This window comes from Putridiphycobacter roseus (assembly GCF_003234935.1).
GTDB lineage: Bacteria > Bacteroidota > Bacteroidia > Flavobacteriales_D > Crocinitomicaceae > Putridiphycobacter > Putridiphycobacter roseus.
Genome location: NZ_QKSB01000001.1, coordinates 120,497 through 134,059, shown reverse-complemented (window position 1 = coordinate 134,059; position 13,563 = coordinate 120,497). Strand labels below are relative to the sequence as shown.

General features: G+C 35.6%; 9 protein-coding genes. 7 read left to right on the top strand and 2 right to left on the bottom strand.

From position 1 onward, the window contains the following. Window positions 1-68 precede the first annotated feature (68 nt). Window positions 69-1,247 (bottom strand): thiolase family protein, encoded by a 1,179-nt coding sequence (locus DNU06_RS00540; RefSeq protein ID WP_111061257.1) that lies wholly within the window; start codon window positions 1,245-1,247, stop codon window positions 69-71. Window positions 1,248-1,476: 229 nt separating this feature from the next. On the opposite strand from DNU06_RS00540, the gene DNU06_RS00535 reads away from it, so the two are divergent. From DNU06_RS00535 to DNU06_RS00505, 7 genes are all read left to right on the top strand, one after another. Continuing rightward, a complete protein-coding gene (locus tag DNU06_RS00535; protein WP_111061256.1) occupies window positions 1,477-4,584 on the top strand; it encodes a T9SS type B sorting domain-containing protein in 3,108 nt (1,035 codons plus the stop codon). Window positions 4,585-4,594: 10 nt separating this feature from the next. After that, window positions 4,595-7,678 carry a T9SS type B sorting domain-containing protein gene (locus tag DNU06_RS00530; protein ID WP_146239097.1) on the top strand — a complete coding sequence of 1,028 codons (3,084 nt, stop codon included), beginning with the start codon at window positions 4,595-4,597 and terminating at the stop codon, window positions 7,676-7,678. Window positions 7,679-7,754: 76 nt separating this feature from the next. Beyond that, on the top strand, window positions 7,755-8,855 hold the full coding sequence (gene ychF, locus DNU06_RS00525) for a redox-regulated ATPase YchF (RefSeq protein WP_111061254.1): 1,101 nt from the start codon (window positions 7,755-7,757) through the stop codon (window positions 8,853-8,855). A 96-nt stretch (window positions 8,856-8,951) separates the two neighbouring features. Beyond that, window positions 8,952-10,025 (top strand): sensor histidine kinase, encoded by a 1,074-nt coding sequence (locus tag DNU06_RS00520; protein ID WP_111061253.1) that lies wholly within the window; start codon window positions 8,952-8,954, stop codon window positions 10,023-10,025. Further along, window positions 10,015-10,737, top strand: a complete 723-nt coding sequence (locus DNU06_RS00515) for a LytR/AlgR family response regulator transcription factor (protein WP_233502908.1) — start codon at window positions 10,015-10,017, stop codon at window positions 10,735-10,737. The genes DNU06_RS00520 and DNU06_RS00515 overlap by 11 nt, the downstream gene beginning before the upstream one ends. A gap of 53 nt (window positions 10,738-10,790) precedes the next feature. Further along, complete coding sequence (locus DNU06_RS00510; RefSeq protein ID WP_111061252.1) at window positions 10,791-12,296, top strand: PhoX family protein; 1,506 nt, start codon at window positions 10,791-10,793, stop codon at window positions 12,294-12,296. Continuing rightward, window positions 12,296-13,231, top strand: a complete 936-nt coding sequence (locus tag DNU06_RS00505) for an ABC transporter ATP-binding protein (protein WP_111061251.1) — start codon at window positions 12,296-12,298, stop codon at window positions 13,229-13,231. The genes DNU06_RS00510 and DNU06_RS00505 overlap by 1 nt, the downstream gene beginning before the upstream one ends. Here DNU06_RS00505 and DNU06_RS00500 read toward each other — a convergent pair. Next, the gene (locus DNU06_RS00500) at window positions 13,206-13,463 is read right to left on the bottom strand and encodes a hypothetical protein (protein ID WP_111061250.1); all 258 of its coding nucleotides are present in this window, start codon (window positions 13,461-13,463) and stop codon (window positions 13,206-13,208) included. The genes DNU06_RS00505 and DNU06_RS00500 overlap by 26 nt on opposite strands. Window positions 13,464-13,563 lie beyond the last annotated feature (100 nt).

Below are 13,563 nucleotides of genomic sequence, written 5' to 3'. Positions count from 1 at the left end.
AGAAGGAAATATTAAGACAAAAAAAAAGGGAGCTTAAGCTCCCTTTAATAATTTATATAAGATTGGTATTAGATATTTTCAATTACCATAGCAGAAGCGCCACCGCCACCGTTACAAATTCCTGCGGCACCATATTTACCACCGTTTTGTTTTAGTACATGAATTAAGGTTACAATAATTCTTGAACCAGAATTTCCAAGTGGGTGTCCTAAAGAAACAGCACCACCATTTACATCTACCTTGCTAGGATCTAAGCCTAATTTTTTTGTGTTAGCTAAGCCAACGACAGCAAAAGCTTCGTTTAATTCCCAATAATCAATATCTTTTACTGTTAAGTTTGCTTTTCCTAAGGCAATAGGAATTGCTTTTGCTGGTGCAGTGGTAAACCATTTTGGTTCATGTGCAGCATCTGCATAACTTACTAATTTAGCAATTGGTTTTAAATTGTATTTTTCAACAGCTTCTTTACTAGCTAAAATAAGTGCAGAAGCACCATCATTTAAAGTAGAAGCATTTGCAGCAGTTACAGTTCCTTCTTTATCGAATACTGGACGTAGTTGTGGAATTTTATCCATTTTCACATTTTTATACTCTTCGTCTTCCTTTACTAGGATAGCGTCGCCTCTTCTTTGAGGAACTTCCACAGGTACAACTTCGTCATTGAATTTACCCGCTGCCCACGCTGCTGCTGAACGATTATAAGATTCTATGGCAAAAGCATCTTGATCTTCTCTTGAAAAATTGTATTCCGTTGCACATTCATCTGCACAAACACCCATGTGTACTTTATTGTAAACATCCGTCAAACCGTCTTTTACTAAACCGTCGGTCATTTTAGCATCTCCTAGTTTTACGGCATTTCTAGCGTTGTAATAATGAGGTACTGCACTCATGTTCTCCATACCACCAACTACTACTATGTTGTTGTCGCCTGCTAAAATAGTTTGTGCGCCTAAACTAATGGCTTTCATTCCAGATGCGCAAACCTTATTAACGGTTGTACAAGGAATGTTTTCACTTAAGCCTGCAAAAATAGCAGCTTGTCTAGCAGGTGCTTGTCCTAAATTGGCTTGTAGCACATTACCCATAATTACTTCATCAATGCTTTCCGCCGGAACGCCTGATTTATTTAATGCGCCTTTAATTGCTGTTGCTCCTAATTGCGTTGCGCTAACGGTCGATAATCCACCACCAAAACTACCAATAGGAGTTCTTACAGCAGATACAATATATACTTCTTTGTTCATTTTACATCTGTTTTTATAGAATACAAAAATAGAAAAAGATTTACTTCATTTCAAATTACACTCATAATTAAAGTCATATAAAATCCTAAATTGTGAAAAATGTTTATTTTTGTGCAACGCTAAGGGCATGTTTTACGTTATTATAATAATAAAGTCAATCGCATAAAATAGATAGCTTTAAAGCAAGGAATTAAAATTAAAAGTAAAAAGCATAATATAAATTAATCAAATGAGAAAAAGTACCTTATTATCCGTATTGTTTATGTGCTCCATTTTTATCGGGAGCGCGCAAACAACGAATTCAACTTGTGCTGGTATGTTACCCATATGTACACATCAGGATTCAACTAATGTTTTCCCGATTAATGCCAATGCTGGTTCAGCACCTGCAGGAAATAATTATGGCTGCGTTGGAACACAAAACAACCCAAGTTGGTTTTATTTTAAAATTGGTACCAACGGAGATATAAATATGAATTTAACCTCCACGGGAGACATGGATTTTATCATTTGGGGACCATTTGCAGATTTAACAGCTGCTCAAAGTCAATGTGGTAACTTAGGGAATGGGACACCTGCAAATATAGCGGATTGTGGTTATATTGGTGGGAATACAGAGCTTCCAGATATTACAGGTGCCATAGTTGGTGAGGTATACGTAATGATGGTGACTAATTTTTCTAACTTAAATACCACTTTTACGATTAATCAAATTGGTGGTTTAGGTTCTACTGATTGTTCTATTGTAGTGCCACCATGTTATTCTCAACCTGGGACTTTTAATATTATTAAAAATGGTTTACCAGCAACTTCTCCGCTTTCATTGTGTGGGGATGACAATTATGCTATTTTATCAAATGGTGATTATGGTTTGCCTGAAGATACGATTGCTGTAGTAGATGGTGGTGATGGTATATTTTCAGCTCAATTGATGTTTTTGGTGTATGATGCTGTGCCAAATGGTGGCGATCCAGCTACAGATCCTGGTTATACAGGAGTAATTATTCCTTCAGATACAATATTTGATGTAAATAATAGCACTAGTTTATTAATGGATTCATTGGGAATTAATTGTGGTACAATTTATTTAGTACCTGTTGCAGGGGATGATGGTATTGGTGGCTTTGCAAATATGCAAGGACCTAATGATAATGGTTCATTACATTATGATTTGGATGGCAATGGTTGTTATGTTTTAGGAACGCCTATAGAAATTAAATATGCCTGTCCAATTGTGTCTAACTCTTCTATCAATTGTGTGAATATTAATAACAGTATTTTAGTAGATATTAGTGGTGGAGATGGAGATGTCGTAATCTTTAATCAAGGCGCTGGTATTTTGAGTGAGGATACTATCAGTACACCAGACAATGTGATTTTAACTGATTTAACAAATAATAGTACCTACGAATTAATTTTAGTGGATGCAATTGGCTGTACGGATACAGTTACAGGAGATTTTTACACGCCACAAATGCAATCTGTGGATGTATTTGCAGCAAGTGGTTGTAATGCGGAAGGCTATGTATTGGTTTCAGGTGTTGCCAATTCTGGTAATGGTGGAATTACAAATACTTTTATGAATGGTGTACCGGGGACAACACCTCCAAATGATTCCTTATCTTCTGGAGCTGGAACTATTGTAAATATAATTTTAGCAGATGCTTTTGGTTGTACTTGGGATACCGCGGTGACAATACCAGCAATTACGCATACAATTGATATTACCCACGAATTGATTAGTGGTGTTTCCTGTTATAATGGTTCTGACGCTGTGGTTAGAATTATAGCAAAAGGAATTGATGGTAGTACAGGGGTTCCTGATGGAATTCCAATTGTAGGAATTTTATGGACGGCACCAAATGGCGCACAGTTCCCTGGTTTAGCTAGCAACGATACTTTAATCAATATGATGCCCGGTCAATGGGTTGTTACAGTAACGGATCAAAATACTTGTGTGGTTTCATACTCTTTTAATATCTCCAATCCTTCACCTTTGGCAATTAATCCGGGTGTCTTAAATCCACAATGTTATCAAGGTTCAACTGGTGCTTTAACCCCGTTTGTAAATGGTGGAACACAACCGTTAACTTATGAAATTACAGATGGTGCAGGGACAGTATTAAATGCGCCAGGTACAAGTGTTGCCAACCAATTAGTGGCAGGAACTTATACCATTAAAGTAACGGATGGAAATGGCTGTGTTTCTTCTATTAATCAAGCGTTGGTTGATCCTGAAGCTATTGGTGTTTCGGCAAACATTAAACATGTTAATTGTTATGGTGCAGCTTCAGGTTTGATTGCAGTAACTCCATACAATAATCAAGGTAATGTAACTTACTCTTGGACAATTCCGGGACAACCTTCTTTTTCTTCCGATTCTATTGTGTCTGAATTGGAAGCAGGAAATTATACATTAACTATTGTGGATGCAATGGGTTGTTCAAATTCTTTTGATTATACCATTACAGAAAATGATAGTATCGGGACAACAATAGGAAAGAATGCTTCTTATTGTAGAACAAAGAGTTTCCAAAGTGGTAATGGTTCTGTGTTTGCAACCGCAAATGGTGGAGGTAGTGGTTCTTTCTCTTTTGAATGGACAAACGATAAAAATAATGATACACATAACGGATCTCAATGGAATGGTTTAGCTCCTGCTTTTTACGCTGTTGAAATTACAGATGGCTTAGGTTGTATGGTAAACAATTCTATTTTATTAGATTCCATTAGTCCTAATGCTAGTTTTACTGCAGTGTCTGATGAATTTCTATCTGCTACAGAATACGAAGGGACAGATCCTGTAAAAGTTAAGTTCACGAATACTTCTACTGGTTATGCACAAGAAGGAAATCCTTTATCGGATACTATTTTTCAATGGAATTTATATACCAATAATGAATTGGATAATAATTGGTTCTTTACTTATGATATTAGTGATAAACCAGATACTACTTATACAGAAGAAGAAGTTTATCAAGTGTGTTTAGTCGCAAAAAATTATAATGATTGTGTGGATACTACTTGCTTAGATATTGTGGTGCATTCCGCGCCAGTTTTAGAGGTGCCGAATGTATTTACACCAGGTGCTTTTCCTAATAATGAATTCTTTTTCCCTAATGTTGGTATAGATGTATTTGAATGTGGTATCATGAATAGATATGGTGTGGAAGTTTTTAGATTCACAGATATTAATGACAAGTGGAATGGAAATTTAGATAATGGAGATAAAGCTTGTTCTGATGGTGTTTACTTTTATACTTATAAAGCGATAGCAACCAATAAAAAAGAATTTGAAGGTTCAGGTACGGTAACATTGATAAGAAGTAAAAAATAAAAATTGAATTGTGTTAAAAGGGTTAGTTCTATTAGTTTGTTTGGCAGCATATAGTCTGCAAGCTCAAAACAATGTAAATTGTGTGGACATGAATCCTATTTGCACTAATGTGGGCGTTTCCTTCATAGCAAACGGAAATGCGGGTACAGCCGCAGTTGGTAATAACTATGGCTGCTTATTTACGCAGCCAAATCCAAGTTGGTTTTATTTGGAAATTTCTAACGCGGGCCCAATTAATATGTCTTTGTCTGCAAATACAGATATAGATTATATTATTTATGGGCCTTTTACCAATTTGGCAAATGCAGTGGCAAACTGTGGTACTTTAGGGGATCCAATTTTAAGTCCAATTGTCGACTGCAGTTATTCTGGGGTTAGTAATGAATTTCCTACTATTGCAACGTCAGCAGTTGGAGAGGTTTATATTCTTTTAGTTACCAATTTTTCTGGACAAGTTCAAAACATTTCATTAACGCAAATAAGTGGTTCTGGCGCAACAGACTGTTCTATTGTGCCAGTGTGTAACACTAGTACGGGTACATTTTCTTTGTTAAAAAATAATCAATTAACAACAGCTCCAATTGCCTTGTGTGAAGGGGATAATTTTGCCATTCTCTCGAATGATAATTATATATTACCTGCCGACACTATCCCTAGTCCTTTAGGGGATGATATATATAGTGCGCAATTAATGTTTTTAGTATATGATGCATTACCTACAGGAACTAATCCTACCAATGACCCTGGATTTACACAGTTAATTATTCCGGCGGATAGTATTGCTGATGGGCATAATATGCAAAGCTTAATTGTAAGTCAATTAGGTTGTGGAACCTACTTTTTTGTCCCAGTAACAGCAGATGATGGCATTGGTATGAATGGTAATGTTGTGGGGACAAACGATAATGGAATTATACATTGGGATACCGACGGAAATGGGTGTTATAATTTAGGAACAGCTATTGAAGTGAAATATACTTGTCCAATTGAACCAACAGCAACGGTAAATTGTACAGGTCTAAATAATGGTGTAGATTTTAACTTTCTAGAAGATGGGACTTACTACATGGTGAATACCGGTTCTGGTAGTTTGATAAATGATACCATTAATACACCTAGTCCAGCTCAAGTTCAGAATTTATTTAATGGCGCCAATTATACTTTATTTATTACGAATCAAGATGGTTGTACAGGGAGTGTCAATGGCATTTTCTCAACCCCACAGTTTTCTGATGTAACTATTATTCCTGGTCCTGATTGTCCTGGAAATGGCAATGGTGCCGTTTATGTAGAGGGAACAGCAGGGATGCTTAATGGTGGTCTGGGTACTATTATAATGAATGGTATTTCGGAAACCAATACCCTTCCTTACGACACTGCTTATGCTGGTGTTGGTACTATTGTTAATATTCAATTATTAGACGTGGCAGGCTGTCATGCAGATTCCGCCGTAACCATTAATTCTGTTGGACATGGTGTGGTGATAGAGGTGACGAATAAAACAAGTGCCTTATGCCATGGAGACGCTAATGGATCGGCAACGATTAATGCATATACAGTAGATGGAAATAATAACCCGGATAATGTTGCAATTCAATCTGTGGTTTGGACTTCTCCTATTGGACAGATAGTGACGGGGAGTATAAACACGCCACTAACTGGCATGATGGCTGGTATTTGGGTGGTAACGGTGACAGATATGAACGGATGTGCATCTTCTTTTGCGGTAACGATTAACCAACCTGATGTTTTAACTTTATATGTTCAAAGTGCAGGTTCACCGCATTGTTTTGGTTTTGTAGACGGTTCCATTAATATTGGTGTAACAGGAGGGACAATGGGGAGTAGTACAACTTTTGATTGGAGTGGGCCAACTGTAATTAATTCCAATACTGCCACAGCTAATAATTTGTCTGCTGGTACTTATACCGTAATGGTAACAGATGACAATGGTTGTGCTGCAACTTTAATACATAACTTGCCAAATCCACCTGCAATTTCGGCAAACTTTATTGTCAAAAATGTAAACTGTTTTGGAGAGGAAACGGGATTAATTTCAGTAAATAATATTAACAATAACCAAGGGCCATATACTTTTGATTGGGAATCTACGGTAGTGAGTGGTTTACCAAGTACTTCAAGTATAAATGATTTACCAGCCGGTACCTATAACTTAATTATATTAGATTCTGCTGGTTGTTCTAGTGCTTTTGATTTTACCATCCTTCAAAACGATAGTATAGAAACAAGCATTGATAAAAATGCAGCTTATTGCAGAACGGCTGCTTATCAAAGTGGGAACGGCTCTGTCTTTGCAACCGCAAATGGTGGAGGTAGTGGTTCTTTCTCTTTTGATTGGTCGAATGATAAAAATGGAGATACATTTAGTGGTTCTCAATGGAATGGTTTAGCCCCTGCCTTGTATACCGTTTTGATTACAGATGGATTAGGATGTGAAGTGAGCAATTCAATTGTACTAGATTCTATTCGTCCAATCGCTAGTTTTACAGCGGCATCTGATGATTTTATTACCCCAACAGAATATGAAGGTACAGACCCTGTGAAAGTAAAATTCACAAATACTTCAACAGGTTTTGCACAGGAAGGCAACCCTTTATCAGATACTATTTTTCAATGGAATTTATACACGAATAATCCATTAGATAATAAATGGTTTTTCACCTACGCAATTGGAGATAAGCCTGATACTACGTATAAAAATGAAGAAATTTATCAAGTTTGTTTAGTTGCAAAAAACTATAATGATTGCGTGGATACATCTTGTTTAGATATTGTGGTACATGCCACACCAGTTCTAGAAGTGCCGAATGTATTTACACCAGGTGCTTATCCTAATAATGAGTTTTTCTTTCCCAATCAAGGAATAGAAACATTTGAGTGTGTGGTGATGAACCGATATGGCGTGGAAGTGTATCGATTTTTGGATATCGAAGATAAATGGACAGGTAATTTAAAAAATGGGGATAAGCCATGTTCGGATGGTGTATACTTATATACCTACAAAGCAGTTTCCACAAATGGCACTGAATTCGAAGGCCAAGGTACTATTTCATTAATTCGAAGTAAAAAGTAACCTTAAAATCACATCCTTTTATCACATTTTATTGCTTTGCAAAGCAAAATGAATATCTTTGCTAAAATTTTTGAATATGGCTTTAAAATGTGGAATTGTAGGATTACCGAATGTAGGTAAATCAACCTTGTTTAATTGTTTGTCTAATGCGAGAGCACAATCGGCGAATTTTCCTTTTTGTACAATAGAGCCAAATGTTGGAACAATTACGGTGCCCGATCCAAGATTAAGCGCTTTAGAAGCCATTGTTTCTCCAGAAAGAGTGGTGCCAACTACCATTGAAATCGTTGATATTGCGGGCTTGGTAAAAGGAGCACATAAAGGAGAAGGTTTAGGAAATCAGTTTTTAGGAAATATCCGTGAAACAGATGCTATTATTCACGTGTTAAGATGTTTCGATAATGATAATATTATACATGTTGACGGTTCTGTAGATCCAATTAGAGACAAAGAAGTAATTGACTTTGAATTACAATTGAAAGATTTAGATACGGTAGAAAAAAGAATCTCATCTACAGCAAGAGCGGTAAAAACTGGAGATAAAGAACTTTTAAAAGAACATAAGCTATTAGAAAAATTAAAAACTATTCTAGAAGCAGGTAAGTCTGTTAGAACTTATGAAGTAGAATCTGAGGATGAAGAGAAGTTATTAAATCACATGCACTTGATTACCGCAAAACCTGTTTTGTATCTGTGTAATGTAGATGAAGCTTCGGCCAGCACTGGGAATGCATATTCTGAAAAAGTAAAAGCAGCTGTTGCAGACGAAAATGCTGAAGTATTAGTGATTGGTACTCAAATTGAATCTGAAATTGCAGAGTTAGAAGATTACGACGAAAGACAAATGTTTTTGGAAGAAATTGGATTAGAAGAGCCTGGGGTGAACAAGTTAATACGTTCGGCCTATACGCTACTAAATTTACAAACTTACTTTACTTGTGGTGTAAAAGAAGTAAGAGCATGGACAGTTGAAGTAGGTGCTACAGCACCACAAGCAGCTGGTGTTATTCATACAGATTTTGAAAAAGGTTTTATTCGTGCAGAAGTAATTAAATACGAAGATTATATTGAGTATAAATCGGAAGCAGCAATTAAAGAGGCAGGTAAAATGGGGGTTGAAGGGAAAACTTACATTGTACAAGATGGTGACATCATGCATTTTAGATTTAACGTATAATCCGATTATTGACATATTAATTTTAATGTGCTAAATTACCGGTATTCTTTGCGCATTCTAAGGCTTGTTTTATGAATATTCAATTATATTTGAATAATGAGTCTATCCTTTAAAAATAATAATCTTTATTGGGTTGCCCAATTTATTGGGTGGGGAGTTTATATACTCATTACTTTTGCACTGTCGTACTTAAGTGGTGGTATTTTAATTACCCAAAAATTAATTATTTATTATTTCGTTTCTGTATTACTTTCAGTACTTGCAGCACATTCTTTAAGGTTCTTTATCATCAAGTTCAATTGGATTGAAAAAGCGATTTGGAAAATCATTTTATACAGTATTATAGGTTCTGTTTTGGCATCTACGGCTTTTGAAGTCGCCCAAATAGTGTACAATAAATTTATATCTGAACCAGATTATTATGATTATGAAGTCGATTACTTTGGTGCCCAATTAAGTATTAATATTTTTATCACCTTTATTGTGACTGCACTTTGGTGTGGAATATACTATAGTTACTTGTTTATTGAGAAATCACGGCAACAAGAGATAAAAAATTTGCAATACGAAGCCTCAAAAAATGAAATTGAATTAAAGAATTTAAGAGCCCAGATTAATCCACACTTTTTATTCAATTCTCTAAACTCTATTAAAGCTTTGGTTGAAATTGACAAAGAGGAGTCGAAAAAGGCCATTACCAAGTTATCAAACTTATTGCGTAATTCCATTATGTTAACCAGGCATAAATTGATTACACTTGAAAAAGAGCTAGAGCTAGTGGTAACATACTTAGACATTGAAAAAATTAGATTTGAAGATCATATTAGAGTGAAATTATACATTGATCCTGCTAGTCTTGAATTTAAAATCCCGCCTTTAACTATTCAAACAATTGCTGAAAATGCGATTAAACATGGTTTGTCTAAATTAGAGGAAGGTGGAGACCTGATTATTAAAACAGAAGTAAATGCGGATATATTGATGGTTACCATTAGTAATACCGGGCAAATGAACCCAGGTAATAGTAACCACGGAATTGGAATAGAAAATACCAGAAAAAGATTAGCCATAATCTTTGGGGATGAAGCACATTTTGACTTATTTGAAAAAGAAGGAAAAGTGCATGCCTATATTGCCGTTAAAAAAATTACAGACGAGAATGAAGATTAGAACAATTATAGTAGATGATGAAAGATTAGCAAGGGAAGCTTTTAAACAACTACTAGAAAAATATGAAGACATTGAAATTGTAGGAGAATACAAAAATGCTAAAGAGGCGGAAGCTGGTATTTTAGAACTTAATCCGGACCTATTATTTATTGATATCCAAATGCCTGGTGAAACTGGATTGGACTTGATTGAAAGGATGGAAAATCCGCCTAGAACTGTCTTTGTTACTGCATATGACGAATTTGCGATAAAAGCATTTGAATTAAACGCATATGATTATTTATTAAAACCTTTAGAAGATGAACGTTTATCGGATGTGATCCATAGGATTTATGAAGAATATAAAACACCAGAATCGGTGGAAACATCAAAATTATTAAAATCTGGGGATAAACTTTTAATCAAAGACGGGGAGAAAGTTTGGTTTATTAGTATTGATGAAATTCGTTACTTTGAATCGGATGGTAATTACGTAAAAGTATTCTTTAAAAATTTTCACCCGCTAATTTTACGTTCTCTAAATAGTTTAGCCGATAGAATTGATGAGCAATTATTTTTTAGGGCTAACCGAAAGTATTTGGTTAATTTAAATAGAATCGTAAATATGGAAACTTGGTTTAACGGAAGTTTTCAAATTGAAATGGACTGTGGGACAAAAATAGATGTTTCACGCCGTCAAGCCATCAAATTTAAAGATCAATTTAGTTTGTAAAATGCTATTTGTTCCACTGGATAAAAATTAATTTATTGTTAAACCCCTTTCTAATGAAAACCTTTTATTTCTTATTATTTAGTATCGTATTTCTAGCATGTGAAACGCAACCGACCATGGTTACACCTGAAGTAGTAATGAAGGATACTTTGATGAAAACCAAAGTAGTAATAGATACTACGCCTTTATTTAAGAGTTTGGTGTCAAATTTCAATACACAAGATCTATTGTTGCCGGAAGGATTTACTTACCAAGTTTTATTTTCTGAAAAAGATTTGGTTACGCGAGCAGATGGCAAGAAATTTCCAGCGAAAGGAAACCATGATTTGTCTGTCTTTATACCTAATGAAAACCATCCAAATACAAAAGGTTGGGTGTACATCAGTCACGAAACGAAACATAAAGATGATGGTTTGGGGGATGGTGGTGGTGCTACCATGTTTGAGATTGAGAGGAAGGATAGTGTTTGGCAGGTCGTTTCGGATTATGAACACATAGATTTTTCTGAGGTAGGATATACTAACCGTAATTGTGGTGGCAGTTTAACGCCAAATGGTACTATTTTTACCTGTGAAGAATCTTGGAGTCACCAAACAAATTACCTATACATGGATGGTAAAGGTTTAAGAGATACTTCTTGGGTGAATGGTCGACCAGCTTATCAAAATATGGGCTTTGTTGTTGAAGTAGACCCAAAGACTAAAAAAGTAATCAAAAAGCATTATCAAATGGGGAAGTTTGTGCACGAAGATGCTTTGTGTTCTAAAGATGGTAAAGCCGTTTATTTAACAGATGATATGAACCCAGGTATTTTCTTTAAGTTTGAAACAGATACGCCTTATGATTATAATACTGGATCCCTTTTTGCTTTTCAACAGTCTGCAGATGGAGAAACAGGGAAGTGGTTGCCAATTCCAAAAGATACTGCTGCATGGTTAGACGTAAGTAATGTGGCTTTAAAATTGGGAGCTACCATGTTTATCCGACACGAGTGGATTGAGGAAATAAATGGCAAACTTTACATTTGTGAAACTGGAGAAGACCATTATAATTTAACCCAATCCCATGCAAAGGGTGGACAATTTACCAACTATGCTAAAGCCAACTTAAGAGAAGGGGAAAGCGGGGAAGACTTTGATGACCCTTATGGTAGAATACTTGAATTTGATCCCACAACGAACAAAATGTCTGTCTACTTGGAAGGGGGAGTAATGAAAGATAGTATTGGTGTATTCTCCAGCCCCGATTGTAATACTAGCTTTACCATTGGTGGTCGTACTTACTTGGTGTTGAGTGAAGATATGATTGGATATGATAGAGGGCGTTCGGGTAAAAATGCAAAACACTATCAAAATGAATTGTACTTTTTAGATATGGCGATTAAAAATCCAACTGTAGATGACTTAATGCGTTTTGCAATCGCACCAAAAAATGCCGAAACTACAGGGGTGGTATTTACGCCCGACGGCAAGCACATGATTGTGAATATTCAGCATCCAAGCTATCGGAACCCTGCGCCATTTAATAAATCTTGTACCCTGATTATATCCGGTTTTTAATGTTGGTAGTTGAAAAAATAAAAGTTAAATTCGAGGATAAAATTATATTGAATAACATTAGTTTCTCCCTCGAAAAAGGAGAACGATTAGTAATGGTTGGTCAAAGTGGTTGTGGAAAAACAACTTTATTAAAAACCTTGGCAGGATTACTCCAGCCTACCGCAGGTAGCCTTTATTTTGATGGCGAAAAAGTTCGAGGTCCAGCCGAAAGATTGGTGCCTGGGCATGACCGTATTAAATTAGTAAACCAAGATTTTGAATTAGATAATTTCCATACCGTTACCGAAAATATTCGCTTAAAATTATTGGCTTTTGATGATGCATACAAGTCTTCAAGAATCAACGAATTACTGAAGTTGACTGGACTCCAAAAATATAGTCAACGCTTAGCGAATACCCTTTCAGGAGGACAAAAACAAAGGTTGGCAATTGCAAGGGCTTTGGCAGATGAACCTGATTTATTGTTGTTAGATGAACCCTTTAATCAATTAGACTTTAACTTGCGGAATAAAATTGAAAATTATATTGATGTCTATTTAAAAAAATATAATATTACTTTAATTCTAGTATCCCATAGTGCCGAAGAGACTATGCGTTGGGGAGAAAAAGTAATGTTTTTAAAGGGGGGGAAAGTAGTACGCACCGATTCCCCTATTAATTTTTATCAAGCACCGACTGATAAATTAGAAGCTGGTTTTTTTGGAATTATTAATACGGTTTACCACCAAGGGGGAGATATTCATTTTCGACCACATCAATATGCATTGACAGCAACTAAAAATAGAGATATTGAAATTGCAGTCACCTTAGAGAAAGTAGTTTTTAAAGGATGGTATTATGACCATGTTTTTAAGGTAGGTAATCGGAAAATATATCTATATAACGAAAAACCTTTGCCTAGTATCCAGTCTATTTTTGTGGCGACTTTGTTTTAAATAAATCCGCGGCGTAAAATAATCCGGATAGTAAAAGAAGCACCCAAGGTGTTCCATGCATTAAAACGTCAAACCAATCCATTGCTTTCATGGCATCTGGTCCAGAAAAAGCACCTCCACCAGCAATCCATTTTAATTTACCCCAAATATGAGGCGGATTAAAAGGTAATAAACCAATGGTAAGCGATAACATTAAAAAAGTAGACCAGTTAGTTTTAAAGAAGTTTTTCATGGTACAAAAATAAGGACTAAAAATAGCTTTAAAGTGAGAAATGTTACTTTTCCAGATTTAATATTACCCCATTCAGTAAAAAAAAAGGACTTTTAACCAT